Origin of the sequence: Streptococcus suis (assembly GCF_019856455.1) — a bacterium.
Lineage (GTDB): Bacteria > Bacillota > Bacilli > Lactobacillales > Streptococcaceae > Streptococcus > Streptococcus suis_AE.
In genome coordinates, this window is the sequence record NZ_CP082205.1 from 298,227 (window position 1) to 317,947 (window position 19,721).

A 19,721-nucleotide genomic window follows, 5' to 3' on the forward strand; every position below is an offset into this window, starting at 1 on the left:
TTTAATACAATATTGTAGAATGACTGAGGAGTGAAATGTATCGTGTTGAGAAAAAATGAAGCTATAGTCCCTGTTTTACGTATTAATAATAGGGCTATTAACCAAGGATTTTTAGAAAAAAATCTAGGAATGAAAACCAAGCTAGAAGATGGTCCTTTTGCTGATTTTGGAGATAGAACAAGTCCAGAAACGAAGCTTGTTTTGACAGAATCTCCTGGTAATCGCACCCGTGCTGTCGAAGGGCTTAAAAAACTGAATAAAATTGTGATAAAAGTAGATAATGCCTCTGAAATTGAAGCTTTACTGGCGCAAGGGTCACAGTATAGTAAGCTCTACCAAGGAAAAAATGGCTATGGTTTTGAAGCTGTGTCGCCAGAAGGAGACACCTTTCTTTTACATGCAGAAGCATCTGTTGATGACCTAAAAGAAATCCTTCCACCTGTTCCATTTAAGGTGCAGGATGACTTTTCTGGATTGACTGCTTTTACAGTAGAGTCTATTTGGATTAATACCCCACAGGCTAGTATTAGCCAAGACTATTATGAGGCTATCCTACCTAAACAAGCCTTTTTGCATTTTGTTGGAGCAGAAGGTAAGGATTTATTAACTCCTGCAGAACAAGTTTGGGATTTAGAAGGCTTGCGTTTTCCCGTCGAGCAGGACTTTGATTGGGCGCATTTGGAAAGCCAGTTGGAAGGACCGTTCTTTAAAGATAAAAAAGCAAGCTTTATTCAAACGGTTGACCCAAGTGGTATTGAATTGTGGTTCGAAAAATGAGACAAGCGATTTTAGACAAGATTTCAGAGCAGATTGGGCAAGGAGTCTATCCTGGTGCCAGTCTGGCTCTTTTTTCTAAGGGGCAGTGGCAGGAGCATTATTTGGGGACCCAGGATGGTCAGCTACCAGTTGAGGCGGGTTTGACCTATGATTTGGCGTCTGTTTCCAAGGTGGTTGGTGTGGGGACTCTTGCGACTTTTCTGGTTAATAGCGGAGCTTTGGAGCTAGATAGGACCTTGCAGTCTTATTATCCTGCTTTTGCGGATAGTCAGGTCACCATTCGGCAATTATTGACCCATACTAGTGGCATCGCCCCCTTCATTCCCAATCGGGATAGTCTGGATGCTGACCAGCTCAAGGAAGCGATTTTGAAGATTGCTGTAACGGATAAGAAAGCTTTCCTCTACACAGATATTAATTTTCTCTTACTGGGCTTTTTGCTGGAGGAACTGGGTGGAGCAAGTCTAGACCAGCTGATCAGACGGGATGTTCTAGAGCCCTTTGGTATGTCCCAAACCTCCTTTGGACCAGTCAGTCAGGCGGTACCGACGGTGCGTGGCGTGAAAGCAGGTGTGGTACATGACCCTAAGGCGCGTGTCCTAGGCCTCCACGCGGGAAGTGCAGGTCTCTTTTCGACGGTCAAGGATTTGGAAATCTTCTTGGAGCGCTATCTGACAGAGGACTTTGCGGCGGATTTGACCCAGGACTATGGCTTTGACGACAAGCGCAAGCGGTCGTTGGCCTGGGATAAGAAAGAGGACTGGTTGTCCCATACTGGCTATACGGGGACCTTTATCATGTACAATCGTCCCTTGCAGAAAGCTGCGATATTTCTCTCGAATCGTACTTTTGACAAGGATGAGCGGGCCCAGTGGAAGTTGGATAGAAACCAGGTCATGGTCTTGATTCGTCAGGTCTTGGAGGAAGAAGAGGCTATTGACTAATAACTATCCTTCCGCAATTTGTGGGAGGATTTTTAGTTATTGCCCATCAAGGAAGTGGTAAGAAAACGATAAAAAATCTCTTGCTAAACGCTTCGTGCTTCCTATAGTAGTGTACGATTTTTGATATAATAGAGGTATATTTTAGACGAGTGTTAGGAGAAATTATGTCAGCTATAAAAGGGAAACTCCCTCTGTTTCAAGCAAATGATGTCAACATCAGCAAGGACGTCAATTTAGTCTGGTCTATTGCAAACACCCTACGAGGTGCTTACCGAGCAGATAAATACCGTGATGTCATTATTCCCATGTTTGTATTGGCTCGCTTGGAAGCTGCCCTTTTACCGACCAAGGAAAAAGTGTTGGCTCAGTTCCAGTCGAATCCGTCAACACCAGAGAAAATCTTTGAGTCTCTTACAGGCTATAAATACTACAATACCAGCAAGCATACACTAAAGAATCTCTTGAATGAACCCGATGCTATCAAGGATAACTTTTTGGATTACCTAGATGGTTATTCCAAACGAGTCAAGGATATTATCGAGAATTTGAAATTTAAGGAGCAGGTGGATACCTTGGCAAGTACAGGGCGTCTCTTTACAGTAGTGAAGAAATTCTCGGAACTTGATTTATCACCCAGCACCGTTGACTCTATGCGGATGGGCTATATGTTTGAGGATATTATCCGCCGCTTTTCTGAAAATGAGGAGGCAGGTTCTCATTATACACCACGGGAAGTCATCGCTCTCATGGTCAACCTGCTCTTGATGGAGGCAGATGAAGAGCTTTTTGTTGACAATAAAGAGATTAAGGTCTTAGATATGGCGGCAGGTACAGGCGGTATGCTGGCAACTGCCAAAAGCTATATTCAACAGCTCAATCCCAAGGTCAACGTTCGCTTGTTTGGTCAGGAGTATCTAGCTGAAACCTACGGTATTGGCAAGGCGGATATGCTGATTCGTCAGGAAGAGTCGGATTACTTTGTTAAGACGGATACGCTCAAGGATTCAGACCCATTTCACGATAAGAAGATGAACTTTGTCATTGCCAATCCACCCTTTGGTCAGTCTTGGGGAGGGAAGGATGCGGATGACGGAGTAGAGCAGGCGGTCAAGGATGATCAGGCTCTCTTTGAGTCGACAGAAGGCAGGGAAGGTCGTTTCGTCAACACACCTACCACAGGCGATGCTCAGTTGCTCTTCCATCTACATGCTTTGGCGAAGTTGGAGGAAAATGGCAGAGCTGCTATCATTTCAAACGGTTCGCCCCTATTCTCAGGTGGAACGACATCTGGGGAAAGCCAAATCCGACGGTATATCTTAGAAAATGATTTGTTGGAGGCTATTGTCGCTCTACCGGGGCAATTTTTCTACAATACTGGAATTGGTATCTATATCTGGCTTTATAATAAGGATAAGAGTCCAGAAAGACAGGGTAAGATCCAATTTATCGATGCGACCAATGAATTTGTTCCCTTGCGGAAATCGCTGGGACAAAAACGCCGTGAGCTGTCACAGGACAATATCAAGGATATTCTCCAGTGGTACCATGACTTTGAGGAAAATGACCGTGTGAAAATCTTTGACAGCAAGGAATTTCTTTATAAAGAATACCTGGTCATGCAGCCTCTACAACGTCGTGGAGAAATCACGGAGAAAAGTCTGGAAAGTGTCCAGTCGGTCCAGTTTTTTGCCAAGCTCTTTGATGAGTACAAGTACCAAGAATTACTGGAAATGGAGCCACGCACAGCCAAGCAAGATAAGGAACTGCAAAAGCTTGAAGAAGGTAGAATAAAGCAAGAGGAAATCCTTCAAGCCCTCCGTCAAGGTCTGTCGGAAGCTATCTATCCAAACTTTGAGACCTTTACAGCCGTACTGAAAGACCTTTTGTCAGAAGTCAAGCTGACCCCAGCCAATCTCAATGCCCTAGCCCTTGCTATGAGTGAGATGGACAAGACTGCTGAGGTTATTAAAACGAAAAAGAAAGACAAGCTGGGTGAGATTGCGGACGGTATCGTCTATGACAAGACTACTAAGGATTCTGAGATTGTCAAGCTATCGGAAGAAGTGGAGACTTATTTTGAACGAGAGGTCTACCCTCATGTCCCAGATGCTCACTTCTGGTGGGAGGAAAACAAGCTGGGAGCAGAAATCCCCTTTACCCGCTATTTCTACCAATACCAAGCCCCAGAAAAGGCAGAAGACCTGCTCAAACAATTCTATGATCTAGAAGACCAATTACAAGCACTCTTGGAGGACCTCAAACATGACTAGGATGAAAGATAGTGGTATCGAGTGGATTGGGGAAGTGCCAGAGGAGTGGGGGATAACGAAGTTTAAGTATTTTTTAGATACGAATAAAGGTTTAACCATCACCAAAGAGAATTTAATTGAAGATGGAATACCAGTTATTAACTATGGTCAAATTCATTCGAAATATGGCAAGTCAGTAAGTACGGATAGGGATGTATTACCACAAGTTTCGGCTAATTATCTAAAATTCAAGCAATCGCTTCTAAAACCAGGTGACTTTGTTTTTGCAGATACGTCGGAAGATATTGATGGTTCGGGAAATTTTTCGACAAGAATTGATGATAATGGCGAACTATTTGCTGGTTATCATACAATTAAAGCCAAACTCAAAAATGCTTTAGAACATGACTTTAGATATTTTATGCACTACTTTGACTCTTTGGCGTTTAGAAAACAAGTTCAAAATAAGGTGAGTGGAATTAAAGTCTATAGTATTACACAATCAATATTGCAAGAAACTTGTTTGATACTGCCAAGTTTGTATGAACAAAACCAAATCGCTGACTTCCTCGATAAAAAAGTCGCTCAGCTGGATAAGGTCAAAAGCCTTCTGGAAGAGCAAATTAAGACCTTGGAAGACTACCGCCAAAGCCTCATTTACGAAACCGTCACAAAAGGACTGGATAAAACCGTTCCCCTAAAAGACTCAGGTGTTGACTGGATAGGACAGATCCCAGAGGGGTGGGGGGTAGGAAAATTATCCCAATTTTTTGGGGAAGTGAAAAAGAAAAATGTCAGAAATTTTGAAAAAAATTTATTATCACTAAGTTATGGTAGAGTAATACGGAAGTCTATCGATAATTTGATGGGATTATTACCTGAATCGTTTGATACATACAACATTATTGATGAAAATGATATTGTTTTCCGACTTACAGATTTGCAAAATGATAAAAAAAGTTTACGAACTGGATTATCAAAAGAGCGTGGCATTATCACTTCAGCGTATGTAACAATAAGAACTATAAACAATTTTATTAATGCCAACTACTATAACCATTTGTTCTATGCATATGATTTATGTAAAGTATATTATAATTTTGGAGGAGGAGTTCGACAAGGAGGCACGTGGGGAGACTTATCAGTACTACGGATTTTAATCCCTTCAGTTACAGAACAAAATCAAATCGCTGACTTCTTAGATAAAAAGATAGAGCAAATCAACCAAATGATTGCTATCAAAAAAGAACAACTCGAAAATATCAACAAACAACGCCAAACACTGATTTATGATTACGTGACAGGGAAAAGGAGGGTGTAGATGGCGGCAAGTTATAAGGAACTTAAATGTTATTTTTATCAGCTTAATGGTACTCAGCAGATTAAGCAACACATAAATCATTATTTTTCAAAAATTACAAACCAAGATACGATTGCAACGGAATCAATTTCTGGTTTTGATTATTATATAACATGTGATATTATTCAGCAGCCAGGCTATGTTTTGTTTACAATCGCAAAAGTTAATACCCATGAGGAAATCAAACTTGATGATATTGAAAAGCAACGACGTGAATTAGTTGATAAAGAAGATACTCAAGGTCTAGCAATTGATGCTCAATTTTTATACGATTGCAAATCTGAAATACTCGTACAAAAAAGAGGACAAGGGCAAATTAATATTAGTGATTTACAAATTTTTATATCTCAGAAAGTAAACATCAATAGTGAGTTGTTTAGATTTGATTTGATAAAAGATAAAGAAGGGCTTGAGAAGCTAGATCGTCTGAACCAGGTTCATGATTTTGTTTTTAATGTATCGGTTCCTAAGCAACTTAATTTGTTTGCAGATGATGTCAAGGATATCAACTCTGGTATTGAGCTTGCTAAGAAACTGTCTGGGGATAGTATTGAAATAAAAGTTCATGGTGAACGGCTAGATAAGAGGGGGATATGGGACAGTGTCCAATTATTAATGGCTTATCAAGACAAGCAAGATATGAAAGTTACATCCATGTCTATTTATGGTGATAGTGAGATTATCGATTTAGTAAAACACAAACTAGTATATTATAAAAAAATTTACATAGAGGAACTAACAACAATAGACATCTATAGATTTTTAGAGGAAGCCTACGCTAATAAGAGGGACTATCTAAAGTATTATGAAGAATCCAAATAAATATTTTCGTATATCACAAGCAATAGTTATACTTGTACTATCTTTCTATTTTTTAAGGAATGAGATTTCTATTTCTTGTATACCTAATTACTATGGCATATTGACCTCACTACAAGATTTTTTCATGTTCTTGTCCAGTGTATTACTAACTCTTTTCGGTATTAATTCATTTTTTCCCGATAATAGATTTATAAAAAATATTAAAAATCTAAACGTTGATTTGTTATTAATGAAAAATCTTTTTAATTTATCCATATCAAGTATTGTTATCGCATTTTTACCTAGTCTTTTGATGGTGTTTGGAGAAGATGATAACTCTGTTTGGGGAAGAATAAGTTTAGCAGGAACTATTATTGTAGTGTTACTCTTTTTCACAGAAGTGGGGAGATTAATCTTACGATTAAAGAGTATTACAGATGGTATTATTTCATCTGAAAAAGAATTACGAAAAAAGTAACTCTCCTTATCCTTTCCTTCCGAAAATTTTCCAAACATCCTTCCGTTAGTCCCCTATCCTTCCGAACTGTGCTATAATAGTATTAGAAAAAAGGACTGTTTTGGTTAGAAGGTGAGGTGTCCTATGTATATGTCAGTTAAGCAGGCAGCGGAGCTCTGGGGGATTTCAGACCGCCGTGTTCGTGACTTGTGTAGTCAGGGAAAGGTGGAAGGTGCTATCCGTGAGGGACGTTTATGGAAGATTCCCCAAGATACCCCAAAGCCAGTTGATGGTCGTTATAAAAGGGTGGAAAGCCTCCTGCCCTTGATTGATGAAAAGATGGTAAGGTTAGCGACGCTTCGTCCCTTGACCAGAGGAGAGATTGAGCGGCTCAATGAAGAATTTACAGTGGAGTTCACCTATAATTCCAACGCTATTGAGGGCAATACCCTGACCCTGCGTGAAACGGACATGGTTTTGCGAGGGTTGACCATTGACCAGAAGCCCTTAAAGGATCATCTTGAGGCTATTGGTCATAGGGAAGCTTTTGAATACGTACAGACCTTGGTGGCAGAAGATACGCCTTTGACGGAGCAGGTTGTAAAGGATATTCACTATCTGGTTTTGTCCGATAAGAAGGACGATAGGGGTGTCTATCGAAAGGTGCCCGTTCGTATCATGGGTGCTGCAAACGAACCTGCCCAGCCTTTTATGATCCGTCCCTTGATGGAGCAGTGGCTGGCGGACTATGCTCAGTGTCAGGAAAACATCGTGACCAAGATGGCTCGTTTTCACATTGCCTTTGAAAGTATTCATCCCTTTATTGATGGAAATGGTCGAACTGGACGGCTCTTGGTCAACTTGGAGCTGATGAAGGCTGGCTATCCTCCCATTGATATTAAATTTTCAGACCGATTAGCCTATTATCAGGCCTTTGATGACTTCCATGCTAAGGGAAGCCTGTCAGCAATGGAAGATTTGTTTGCCCGTTATCTGAATGAGAGATTGGATATGTATTTGTCTATCCTCTCCCCCGATGATGTAGAGTAAGTACAAGGAAGAATAAGGAATACCTATGGCTCATTTTGACCTTACAGAACGTTATGATTTTCAGCAGTGGATTATCAAGGATTTAGAAACAGAAAATGGTTTTACTCACAGACCGCAGAGCAAGTATAATCAACGCTTGGCAATGGATACAGACATCTTGTGGGAGTTTCTGCGAGCAACCCAAGAAGACGAGATGGACTATCTCTTGAAGAAGTTGGACAAAGAGGTTATTCTCAACTTGATTAACCAAGAAATTATCAAGGGAGGTCTTCTCTTTGCCTTGAAGTCAGGGGTTTTTATTGAAAATAAACAATTGAAACTGGTCTATCCCAAGCCTGCCACTTCCTTTAATGCCAAGGCAGTCAAGCGGTATGAGCAAAATCGTTTTACAGTTATGGAAGAGGTTGTCTACAAGGATCAGGAACGTGTAGACTTGGTTATCTTTCTGAATGGCCTAGCTATTTTTGCGATTGAGTTGAAGCTCAATTCCAGTGGTCAATCGGTAGATGATGCTATTCGTCAGTTGAAAAAGCGAGATAGCAAAAATCGCTTGTTTAAGTTTAATGCGGGCGTTTTGGCTTCTTTCGCGGTAGATACCTTAGAAGTTTACATGACGACCGAAATCAAGGGTCAAGATACCTATTTCCTTCCCTTCAATATGGGAAATGGTGAAGGGGTTGATCAGGGGGCTGGAAATCCGCACAATGAATCTGGTCCAGACACAGCCTATTTTTGGAAGGAAGTGCTGGCTAAAGACAGTATCCTCCAGTTGATTGAACGCTTTATCTTTTTGAAGGTTGATAAGGATAATAAAAACAAGAAAACGCTGATTTTCCCTCGTTACCAGCAAAGACGGGCGGTAAACCGTGTCCTAGAGGATATGAAGGTCAATCACACCGATAGCAATTACCTGATTCAACACTCGGCAGGGTCTGGCAAGACCAATACGATTGCTTGGTTGGCACATAGTTTGGTAAGTCTGCATGACCACGAAGACCGAAATGTTGTGGATGCGGTCTTGATTGTGACAGACAGGATTGTTGTGGATAGACAGCTACAGGATGCGGTTCAGGCTATCCAGCATCAGCCTGGGGTTATCAAGGTTATGGATGACAAGGCGACTTCCAGTGACTTGGCGGATGCCTTGGCTGGAAATACCAAGATTATCGCAACAACCATTCATAAATTTGCCCAAATCAATAAGTCAGATTGGATGACAGCTGGTCCAACTGCCCAGAAAAGATTTGCCATTCTGATTGATGAAGCCCACAGTTCGACGACGGGCTCCTATATGAGTGCTGTCAGTCAAGTTTTGACAGAAACAGATGTGGAGGACGGAACGATTGATGAGGTGCAGGAGGTTTCAGTGGCGGACGCCATTGAACAAGAAATTGCTCGGACAGGAAAGCAAGACAACATTTCGATCATTGCTTTTACAGCTACGCCTAAAGCGACAACCCTCCAGTTGTTTGGAAAAACCTTACCAGATGGTTCAAAAGGTCCTTTTGATGTCTACTCTATGAAACAGGCTATCCAGGAAGGTTTTATTCTGGATGTCTTGAATAACTATACTACTTACAAGACTTACTACAAATTGAACAAGGCTGTTGAGGAGGATCCTCAGTTTAAGAAAGGTCTTGCCAAGAGAAAGATTGCCAAGTTTATCGAATTATCGGATGAAAATATTGACCAGAAAGTTGAAATCATCATGGATCATTTCATCAGTCATGACATTATGGCTGAGTTGGGCGGTCAAGGTAAAGCTATGATTGTTACATCGGGTCGTGAGGCAGCAGTCAAGTATCAAAAGTCCTTTAAACGTTATTTCAAAGAGCATCATATCACCAGTATTGGAGCTTTAGTTGCTTTTTCAGGTAAGGTGAGTATGGATGATCAGGATTATACCGAGGCTCTGATGAACGGAATTGCGGAGGACAAGCTTAAAGAGAGATTTGATACAGATGATTATCAGATCTTGATTGTGGCCAATAAATACCAAACAGGTTTTGACCAACCGAAATTGGTGGCTATGTATGTAGATAAAAAGTTGCGAGATGTAGCAGCTGTACAAACTCTCTCTCGCCTCAATCGTACGGTGGGAGGCTACAATAAGAAAACTTTTGTACTAGACTTTAAAAATACCTATGAGGATATAAACAAGGCTTTTGCTCCTTACTATAAGGAAACGATTTTATCAGAAACTATTACGCCAAGTGATGTATTTGACTTGGTGCGTAAGATAGACGAATATGGTATTCTTGACAGTGATGTTATCCATGAGTTTAATCAATTCCTTTATCAAGAGAAACGTTCTAGTCGGGATAAGCAGAAGATGACAGCGTTGTTGAATAAAGGTTGCAGTCGTGTTCGGGAGTTTGATGCGAAGGAGCAGTTGGAAATCAAAAAAGTTTTCCGAGGTTTTCTTCGAATGTATACTTTCCTGATTCAAGCTACTGCCTATCAAAATGAGGTTCTGCATGAGCGTTATAATTATCTACAAGAATTGGTGAAGATGATTGATGTTCGGCTTGGTGGGACGGATTTTACCATTGCGGATAAGATTGTGGTTGACTACATGAAGCACAAGAAAACAGGTATCCATACCGTAGCTGACTTGGAAGGGGAATATACTCTTTCGCTTAATAAACCTAAAATCGGACCTATTGATGAAGAACAGGAAAAACGTCTTTCAGAGATTATTGATGAAATCAATGAGCAACTTGATTTGACGATTGCTCCTCAAATCGGTGTTAGCGGTGCAGTTTCTATTCGTGAACTCATGAAGAAAAATGAGAAACTCAAGCAGTCTGCTAAGGTAAATTCTCGTGAAGATTTCGAGTTTTCTTTTGAAGATGAGATTGACAATGCTTTAACTGAGGGTTATATGCAAAATCAAGATTTTTTTGGAGTCCTGCTTAATAATGATGATTTTAAAAAGAGAATTGCCAAGCTTTTTATAGACGATGTTTATAGAAGTTTGAAGGATGACAAATGATGATCCCTGTTTAACAGGGATTTTTTTATGAACTGGTTCTGTATCCTTCCGAAAATCTGCTGTGCATCCTTCCGAAGATTTACTATCCTTCCGCAACGCTCCGTAGATTTTTCGACATAGTAAAAGGACTTGCATGTGCAAGTCCTTTGAGTTTTTTATCAGCAAGATTAAGCTTGGCCTGAAACTTCTGCAGCGTGGTCGTCCATTGAAAGAACTTCGTGGAAGACACGTTGAGTCAATTCAGTTTTTTGCTCTTTAGTGAGGTATTTAGTGTTTACGCAGTATCCAGAGATACGAACGATAACATCTTCACCTGCCATAATCTTGTCATAAACGTCGTTCAAGTCCATAACGTTCAAGTTGACGTGTTGACCACCTTGTTCGAAGTATCCGTCAAGGATTGTCACCAAGTTGTTCACTTGCTCATCGAATGTTTTACCAAGAGCTTTTGGTGAAACTTGAGTTGTCAATGAGATACCGTCGTTGGCATGTTTGAAGTTGAGTTTAGAAAGAGTGTTCAAGTTTTGCAACCAACCACCACGAGATTTAGAAGTTGGGTTGGCACCTGGTGGGAAGAATTCTACTTTAGAAGTGTTGACAGAGCCATCTTCGTTGAGGAATACACCGCGGTGAACTGGTGAGTTAGCTGTTTGTTTAGAGTAAGCAACGTTTGAAGTGATTGTCAAGATAGACACAGTTGCTTCAGCATTCTTGTACAATTTGTGCTTGTTCAAGCGAGAGAAGAATGCTTCCATGAGCCATTTCGCGATGTCATCTACACGGTCGTCGTCTTCACCATAACGTGGGAAGTCGCCAGTTACTTCGTAATCGTAGATGAAGCCATCTTCGTCACGGATTGGTTTCACTTGTGCGTACTTGATAGCAGACAATGAGTCAACAGTATTTGCGAAGCCACAGATACCGAAGCCCATGTTTGCACGAAGGTGAGTTGGCAAGAAGGCCATTTGAACTGCTTCATAGTTGTACTTGTCAGTCATGTAGTGGATGATGTTCATCGCGTCTACATATGTATCAGTCAACCAGTCAAGGGCTTTTTCAAAGTTGGCGATAACTTGATCGTAGTCAAAGATTTCGGAAGTATTTGGTTCAACACCATCGAACACTTTGTAATCTTTGTGAACATCGTCGTAGCCGTTGTTCCAGCTTGAAAGAAGAGCTTTAAGAACGTTAACACGAGCACCGAAGTACTGAATGTTGTGGCGTTGGTCTTCGCTTTCTGGATCAAGTGGAGATACACAGCAAGAGATACATGACATTTCGCCATAACCATCTTTCGCCATTGTTGTCACACCTTCGTATTGGATAGAAGAGTGTTTGTGGCTCATTGCCATACAGTAGCGACGGAATGAATATGGAAGTTGGTCTGACCAAAGAACTGTCAAGTTTGGTTCTGGAGAGTTACCGATGTTGTCAAGTGTGTTCAAGAAACGGTAGTCCATCTTAGTAACACGGTGACGACCATCGTTACCCATACCTGCCATAGATGTTGTCAAGAATGTTGGGTCACCAGAGTAGATTTCGTCGAAGGCTTTTGTACGAGCGAATTTCACTGTACGAAGTTTCAATACGAAGTCATCAACAAATTCTTGGATTTCAGATTCAGTAAATGTACCACGAGCCAAGTCACGTTCTGCATAGATGTCAAGAACGATCGGCACACGACCAAGAGAAGTTGCGGCACCGTTGATAACACGGCAGACTGCCATGAAGGCAATGTTTGTCCATTGGATCGCTTCTTTCGTGTTCATCGCAGGTTTGCGTACATCAACACCGTAGTGATCACCTAAGCGTACAACTTGTTGCAATGCTTGGTATTGAAGGTTGATTTCTTCGCGAAGACGGATTGACTCTTCATCGATTTCAGTAATTGCATTCCAGTCAGCTACTTTTTCTTCCATCAAGTAGTCTGCTCCGTAAAGAGCCAAACGAGCGTACATACCGATGATACGGCCACGTGAGTAAGCATCTGGAAGACCAGAAACGTGGTGTGAGTGACGAGCGCGACGGATATCAGCTGTATAAGCACGGAAGATACCATCGTTTACAGTTGTTGCGTGTTTTGTATAGATTTCATGAAGGAGTGGGTCTGGAGTATAGCCGTTTTCGATAAGAGTGGTTTCAGCCATACGAATACCACCACGTGGCATGAAGTTAAGTTTGAAGAGCTCATCGTTTTGGATACCGAAAATCAATTCATTATCTTTATCGATGAAACCTGCTGGGATGTCAGCGATAGAAGTAGCACGATCTACGTCCATTGGGAAACGAGTGTCTTCGTAGCCAGCTTTTGTTTCTTCGATGATTTTTTTGATATGAAGTGAACGCTCAGTAGGACCCGCAAGGAAGCTTTCATCTCCATCATATGGAGTGTAGTTAGCTTGTACAAAGCGGGTTACGCTAGCTTTGTCTTGCCAGTCTGTACCTTTGAAGCCTTCCCAGGCTTGGGCGAAAATGTCTTCAGCAACATTTTTTGTTTTAACTTTTGTTGACATGAGGGTTCTCCTTTAAGCTATTGTTACTTTTCACATATTTTAGTATATCATATGTAAGCACTTTCTTCAAGACAAAACACTGAAAAATAAATTGGAATTTTTTCCAAGTAGTGGAATATAAATCCAATAATCCAGTCATCGGTCTCTCGAGACATCATTATATTAAAATATTTAAGAACAGTCAAATATAATGGGTTGATATATTGACAAAGAAAGCGCTATCATGTAGAATGTATGTGTATATTATATTAATAACAAAAGATAAAAAGGAGGCAGACGATGAGAGCTTACTCTAAGGAATTATTTTCTAAGAAGAATAGATATTCAATTAGAAAATTGACAGTAGGTGCGGCGTCAGTTATCGTAGGAATTTCTCTATTTTCAGGTGGAACAGTATTGGCAGAGGGAACAGCGCTTGCCGATACTCCTGTTGAGACGATAGAAAACAACGATGTTAGCAATACAAATGAAGGAGTTGTAGATCAAGATAGCTCCCAAACAGACGAGGTAGTTGCTACGGATATAGAAGCAGTACGGACGGAATTGAATTTTGCCCAGTCAGAATCTCAAGAAGTCGCTGCGGAATGGACGCCAACTTCTACACCGGCTGGTACAGTTGAGGTGGTTGAAGAAGAAGGAATTCGTTACAACCGCTTGTCCTCTGTTGCAGGTCAGGACAATTCGACAAATATTGGAACATTTGAAAATTCTGACTTGAAGATGAATGCAGATGGCAGTGCGGAGGTATCATTGTCATTTGTAGAACGTTCTGAGCCAGAAAAGGCTCGATTTGGTGTTTATCTCAATCATACTGATCAAAATAAACATGTCCTAGTTGGATATGATAAAGGTGGTTGGTTCTGGGAGTACAAGTCTCCAAGCGGAAGCACATGGTACCAAGGGCAACGGGTACCTGCTCCTGAAAGAAATGTTCTCTATGAATTAAGTGTTAACCTGACATCTACTGGGGAAATTTCTGCATCTATTATTTCAGATTCCATGACTGAAGCTCAGGAATTATTTGCTGCCAAGCAAATTCCTGAAGCAGCTTGGAATGACTTGAAGAATACACGCTCAGCAAAATTAAAAGTAACTAGCCGTGATGCTGACCGTACAGTGGTAGATATTGTTGCTAAAAACCAAGAAGGAGTTTCAGAAACTGCTAGCCAGCCAATAACGAATGCCACAACTGGTACAGGGACACCTATAACACCTACTGCTCCAACTACACCAACCCCAGTAGCAACTGAAAATACAGCTCCTACAACCATTGGACCAGACTGGCGTCCAGCATCGACTGTTCAAGGAACAGTTGGTGTCGTAGAAGTAAATGGTGTTCGCTATAATGCCCTTGCTTCTACTACATCTAATAACAATTCTGAGAATGTAGCCTTGTTTGTTAAAGAAGGTTTGACAGTAGATGCTTCGGACAACGCCAACCTTGCAGTGACCTTTGTGGAAAATTCAGAAGCTGGTCATGGTCGTTTTGGTGTCTATTTGAAACACAGGGATGAACGCAACCATATCTTTGTCGGCTATGACAACGGTGGATGGTTCTGGGAGTACAAGGTAAATGGTCAAGGCAATTATCTCAGCAATCGCAGTGTTCAAGCACCAACTAAGGGAAGCACCAACCGCCTAGAGATTTCTTATAAGTCAGACGGACAATTAAATGCGACTGTCAATGGTCAGAACTTATTTGATACCTATACAGTCGGAACAGAAGTTCGTCAAGCCTTGGCAAATGACAAGCGCATTGCCTTGAAATTGGGTACCTATGGCCAACAACTAACCAAGGTTAACGTGGTTGCAGACAACCAAGACGGCGTCAAACCAGTTGAGACAACAACAGAAGATGCAATTGTACTAAATGATAGCAATGTTTCCTACGAGACCCTTGCTTCAGATGTTCTTACTGCTAAGATTGACCGTGCCTTCCCACGTGTTAGAGAATATACTTTCAACGGGAACAAGGTATTTGGACAGGTTCATTCCCTCAATTCACTACGCATCAACAATGTGAAAGTGACGCCAACCGTTACCTATAACAAAGTTGACGACAAGACCGCTCACTATGTTTTGGATGTTGTGGATGAAGCTAACAAAATCAACGCTTCTATCAAAGTTCAAATCAAGGTAGAAGGTAAAGAACTTCACTTTGATGTTTTGGAAGTTAATAACCGCAACCAAGTGACCTATGGAGCAGAGATTGATGATGTTGCCAAGTTGATCCAAACCATTGCTTTTGATGAAAATAATTTGGTTTCAGTCGCTAGCCATCAAACCGATGCAAAATTTGATGGAAGCCGCATGTCGACCCACACCCATCGTACAGGTGATGAGCATATTCAATTGCAAGATGGTGTGAATTACCAACGTCAAGGGTACATGTATGGCTTTGTTTCAACAGATCAATTTGCGGCAGCAGTTTGGAGTAATTCACAAAATAGCTATGGTGGTGGTGCAAGTGACTTTACACGCTTGACAACAAATAGCCACCGATATACTGTTGATGGTGAAACTGGTGTTCATCTAGGAATTGCTTCCTCTCCATGGAGATGGGAGGGAGCCCACAACGGTGTCGTTTATCCGGAATATACTCTCGAATTGCCAAGTGCAAAAGTAGTTTTTGCAGCTGATGCAAACAATGATAATAAGGTAGACTGGCAAGATGGGGCTATAGCTTACCGTGATATCATGAACAATCCAAAAGGGCATGAATATGTACCGGAACTGGTAGCTTACCGTATTGCCATGAACTTTGGATCACAGGCTCAAAACCCATTCTTGATGACCTTGGATGGTATTAAGAAAATTGCCCTTCATACAGATGGCTTGGGACAAAGTATCCTCTTGAAAGGTTATGGTAGTGAAGGTCATGACTCTGGACACTTGAATTATGCAGATATTGGTAAACGTATCGGTGGTACAGAAGACTTCAAGACCTTGATTGAAAAATCACAACCATATGGTGCAAAACTAGGTATTCACGTCAATGCATCTGAAACCTATCCAGAATCCCAATACTTCTCTGAAGAGATTCTTCGTCGTCAGGCAAATGGTGACTACGCCTATGGTTGGAACTGGATTGATCAAGGTATCAACATCAGTGGTCATTATGATTTGGCCCACAACCGTTTGAAACGTTGGGAAGATTTGAAGAAAGAACTGGGTGACGGATTAGACTTTATCTATGTCGATGTGTGGGGTAATGGTCAGTCTGGTGGCGAAAATGCTTGGGAAACTCATGTTCTTGCCAAAGAAATCAATATGCAAGGTTGGAGAAATGCCTTTGAATGGGGTTATGCAGGTGAGTATGACTCGACCTTCCAGCACTGGGCAGCAGATTTGACCTACGGTGGCTACACTCTGAAAGGTATCAACTCTAATATCGCCCGCTTCATCCGTAACCACCAAAAAGATTCATGGGTTGGTGACTATCCTGCATATGGTGGTGCTGCAAACTATCCACTGCTTGGCGGCTACGATATGAAAGATTTCGAAGGATGGCAAGGACGTAGTGACTATAATGGTTACATTACCAACTTGTTTGCCAACAACCTGATGACCAAGTATATCCAACACTTCCAAGTAACCAACTGGAAGAATGGTGACCCTGTTCGTATGAGGGACAACGGTGAGACTTACACTTGGGTACCAGAGATGGAAATCACCTTGAAGGATAAGGCTAACAATACACTTGTATTAACTCGTAAATCCAACGATGTCAAGAATGAAGGCTATCGCCAACGTACAGTAACCTTGAATGGTCGTAAGATTCAGGATGGCGCAGCATACTTAGTGCCTTGGAACTGGGATGCGAATGGTAATGACCTGACTAGTGACAAACACAAAATGTACTACTTCAACGAAGAAGCAGGTGCTACAACCTGGACCCTCCCATCAGATTGGACTGGTAATAAGGTTTACCTCTACAAACTTACTGAGCTAGGTAAGACAGATGTTCAAGAATTGGCAGTAACCAATGGTCAAATTACCATTCAAGCGGATGCAAATGTGCCGTATGTCCTCTATAAATCTCCTCAGACAAATCCAGAGATGTCCTGGAGTGACGGCATGCATATCTATGACCAAGGCTTTAACTCAGGTAAGCTAGACCATTGGACAATTGATGGTGATACTAGCAAGGCTACTTTGGTCAAATCCCAAGGTGCCAACGATATGCTCCGTATCCAAGGCAATACATCCAAAGTTAGTCTCAGTCAAAAATTGACTGGCCTGAAACCAAATACCAGCTATGCAGCTTATGTAGGGGTAGACAACCGCAGTACAGCAAAAGCTAGCATTACAGTCAATACAGGCAGTTCAGAAGTTACAAACTATACAAATGAGTCTATTGCTCTGAACTACGTTAAAGCCTATGCTCATAACACATTGAGACAGAATGCGACAGTTGACAATACAAGTTACTTCCAAAATATGTATGTCTTCTTTACGACTGGAGACAATGTGGATAATGTACGCTTGACCCTATCTCGCGATGCAGATGCTGCAGCAACCTATTTTGATGAAATTCGTGTCTTTGAAAATGACTCAACCATGTTTGCAGGTGGTCACAATACAACTGCTGGTACCTTCAAGCAAAACTTTGAGAGTGTTCCGCAAGGTATTTTCCCATTTGTTATCGGTGGTATTGAACGAGTTGAGGACAACCGTACCCACCTAGCAGAAAAACATGCTCCATACACTCAACGTGGCTGGAATGGTAAGAAGGTGGACGATGTCATTGAAGGCACTTGGTCACTCAAGACAAATGGTCTGACAGCTCGCAATAGCATTGTTTACCAAACTATTCCACAAAACTTCCGCTTTGAAGCTGGCAAGGCCTATCGTGTAAGCTTTGATTATGAAGCTGGTTCCAATGGAACTTATGCCTTTGCTATCGGCGAAGGACGATATAACAATGATGCCGGTAGCCTAACGCTGAATCCATTGAACAATTCATGGGAAGATAGTGATAAGGCTAAGAAAGCAAGTTTCTTAGTTACAGGTGCAGATTCTGGCAATACTTGGGTTGGTATCTTCTCAACACGCCGTGGTGGTGATACTAAGGGAGATACTGGTGGAAATGCCAACTTCCGAGGCTACAATGACTTTATGCTAGATAATCTGGTGATTGAAGAAGTTACCTTGACTGGTCACTTGTTGACAACAGATTACTATAACTTGAATACTCCAGTCTTGAATGAAAACTATACTCAAGCAAGTTTGGCACCGTACAAAGAAGCTTTGTTAGCAGTGTCTGCAGCTCCTGAGGATATTAGTATCGAAGATGCTCGTACCTTGATTGCTACTGCCAATACAGCCCGTCAAAATCTTCAAGTGAAGAAAACAGCGATCACAAACGAAGATATTGGCTTGGCTCAGGCTAATGCTCAAGAAGGTGAAGAACTAGCTAAAGCCTTTGATGGCAATCCTTCTACTATCTGGCACACACCATGGAATGGCCGTCATATTAATGAGCCAGCGACAGTGAACCTTCGTAGACCAGTTGACATTCAACGTTTTGAATACGTGCCGAGACAATCAGGCCGTAACGGTATCTTGAAAGCATTGACATTGGTAATTACTGATGATCAAAACGTGGAACATACCTTTACTGGTGCGGATTGGCCAGCAACAAGTGCTACTAAGACAATTGATTTCGGTAAGACAATTAAGGCTAAGAAGATTGTGATTACAGGTACTGCCTCATACGGTGATACTGCAGATCAATTTATGTCTGCTGCTGAATTCCGTTTCTTGACACCTGTTCAGGAAGAAGCCACCCTTGATAAGGCAGCATATGAAGCAGCACTTACTGCAGCACGTTCAGCAGGTAAGACAGCTCTTGTCAAAGAAGTAGAAGACTTTATGGCTTCTGTCGAAGCTGCAAATCTTTTGACAGCAAATATCTTAGATGCTACAGTTGCTCGCTTGAATGCTAGTGAAACACCTGCAAATCCAGGCACGGTTGAGCAACCAGTTGATGAGCCAGTCAAACAAGATGAGGACATTGTCACTGCTAAAGGAGAAAGTACCAAAGCAGATCCTCTTCCGTTAGGGGAATTGCCACCGCTTGTGATTGCAAAAGGTGATAGTGTTAAAGCAGAACCATTACCTGCTTTCGATGGAGGCTTAGTTCCTAACTATGCTCCTACAGCAGCTGCTCTTCCAAGTATTGATCCTGCAAGCTTGGCGAAAGAAGCTGCTAGTCCAAAACCAGCAAAAGCTACTTCAGCTACTTTACCGCAAACAGGTGAAACAACTGAACAAGGCTTGCTCCTAGCAGCTGGTTTAGTAGGTCTAATGGCTATGGCGGCTCGAAGAAGACGATTTGAGTAGTCATTTCAGAAAAAAATACTTAGCTTGTTCTCCAAATACATTAGAGGTAGGTATTGGACCTGCCTCTTTTGTATTGTTTATCGAACCTTTTCACAACCTTATAGCAAAATGGAATTAGAAACAGGACACGTCTAAGTTTATACATTTGAAAATTCTAATATCTAAAAATGCGAAAGTAGAAGGGTTCTATCTACATCTGACTTTCCTAGTCTGATTTTGATTTTCATTGA

The 19,721-nt window shown here is 41.5% G+C and carries 10 protein-coding genes; 9 read left to right on the plus strand and 1 reads right to left on the minus strand.

Features of this window, described 5'->3' with window-relative positions; all coding sequences use genetic code 11:
* Positions 1–42 precede the first annotated feature (42 nt).
* From K6969_RS01660 to K6969_RS01695, 8 genes are all read left to right on the plus strand, one after another.
* A complete protein-coding gene (locus tag K6969_RS01660; RefSeq protein WP_044781588.1) occupies positions 43–777 on the plus strand; it encodes a CppA N-terminal domain-containing protein in 735 nt (244 codons plus the stop codon).
* On the plus strand, positions 774–1,721 hold the full coding sequence (locus K6969_RS01665; RefSeq protein WP_171942944.1) for a serine hydrolase domain-containing protein: 948 nt from the start codon (positions 774–776) through the stop codon (positions 1,719–1,721). Before K6969_RS01660 ends, K6969_RS01665 begins: the two co-directional genes overlap by 4 nt.
* A 164-nt stretch (positions 1,722–1,885) precedes the next feature.
* The gene (locus K6969_RS01670) at positions 1,886–3,991 is read left to right on the plus strand and encodes a type I restriction-modification system subunit M (RefSeq protein WP_171942945.1); all 2,106 of its coding nucleotides are present in this window, start codon (positions 1,886–1,888) and stop codon (positions 3,989–3,991) included.
* Positions 3,984–5,291, plus strand: a complete 1,308-nt coding sequence (locus tag K6969_RS01675) for a restriction endonuclease subunit S (protein ID WP_029178858.1) — start codon at positions 3,984–3,986, stop codon at positions 5,289–5,291. Before K6969_RS01670 ends, K6969_RS01675 begins: the two co-directional genes overlap by 8 nt.
* Entirely contained in the window at positions 5,292–6,152 is an 861-nt protein-coding gene (locus K6969_RS01680; protein ID WP_171942946.1) for a hypothetical protein, read from the plus strand.
* A complete protein-coding gene (locus K6969_RS01685) occupies positions 6,136–6,609 on the plus strand; it encodes a hypothetical protein (protein ID WP_125177555.1) in 474 nt (157 codons plus the stop codon). Before K6969_RS01680 ends, K6969_RS01685 begins: the two co-directional genes overlap by 17 nt.
* Before the next feature lie 123 nt (positions 6,610–6,732).
* The gene (locus tag K6969_RS01690) at positions 6,733–7,638 is read left to right on the plus strand and encodes a Fic family protein (protein ID WP_171942947.1); all 906 of its coding nucleotides are present in this window, start codon (positions 6,733–6,735) and stop codon (positions 7,636–7,638) included.
* A gap of 25 nt (positions 7,639–7,663) precedes the next feature.
* A complete protein-coding gene (locus K6969_RS01695; RefSeq protein WP_321537444.1) occupies positions 7,664–10,633 on the plus strand; it encodes a type I restriction endonuclease subunit R in 2,970 nt (989 codons plus the stop codon).
* Positions 10,634–10,800: 167 nt separating this feature from the next.
* Here K6969_RS01695 and pflB read toward each other — a convergent pair whose 3' ends face one another.
* The gene (gene pflB / locus K6969_RS01700) at positions 10,801–13,146 is read right to left on the minus strand and encodes a formate C-acetyltransferase (protein ID WP_099807181.1); all 2,346 of its coding nucleotides are present in this window, start codon (positions 13,144–13,146) and stop codon (positions 10,801–10,803) included.
* A gap of 279 nt (positions 13,147–13,425) precedes the next feature.
* On the opposite strand from pflB, the gene K6969_RS01705 reads away from it, so the two are divergent.
* Positions 13,426–19,491: an endo-alpha-N-acetylgalactosaminidase family protein gene (locus K6969_RS01705; protein ID WP_171942949.1), complete on the plus strand. Its 6,066-nt coding sequence runs from the start codon at positions 13,426–13,428 to the stop codon at positions 19,489–19,491.
* The last annotated feature ends 230 nt before the right edge of the window (positions 19,492–19,721 follow it).

Excerpts from the sequence above, each read along its gene's own strand:
- K6969_RS01665 (WP_171942944.1), top strand. The coding sequence starts at position 774 with ATGAGACAAGCGATTTTAGACAAGATTTCAGAGCAGATTGGGCAAGGA.
- K6969_RS01695 (WP_321537444.1), top strand. The coding sequence starts at position 7,664 with ATGGCTCATTTTGACCTTACAGAACGTTATGATTTTCAGCAGTGGATT.
- K6969_RS01685 (WP_125177555.1), top strand. The coding sequence starts at position 6,136 with ATGAAGAATCCAAATAAATATTTTCGTATATCACAAGCAATAGTTATA.
- K6969_RS01670 (WP_171942945.1), top strand. The coding sequence starts at position 1,886 with ATGTCAGCTATAAAAGGGAAACTCCCTCTGTTTCAAGCAAATGATGTC.
- pflB (WP_099807181.1), bottom strand. The coding sequence starts at position 13,146 with ATGTCAACAAAAGTTAAAACAAAAAATGTTGCTGAAGACATTTTCGCC.
- K6969_RS01680 (WP_171942946.1), top strand. The coding sequence starts at position 5,292 with ATGGCGGCAAGTTATAAGGAACTTAAATGTTATTTTTATCAGCTTAAT.
- K6969_RS01675 (WP_029178858.1), top strand. The coding sequence starts at position 3,984 with ATGACTAGGATGAAAGATAGTGGTATCGAGTGGATTGGGGAAGTGCCA.
- K6969_RS01690 (WP_171942947.1), top strand. The coding sequence starts at position 6,733 with ATGTATATGTCAGTTAAGCAGGCAGCGGAGCTCTGGGGGATTTCAGAC.
- K6969_RS01705 (WP_171942949.1), top strand. The coding sequence starts at position 13,426 with ATGAGAGCTTACTCTAAGGAATTATTTTCTAAGAAGAATAGATATTCA.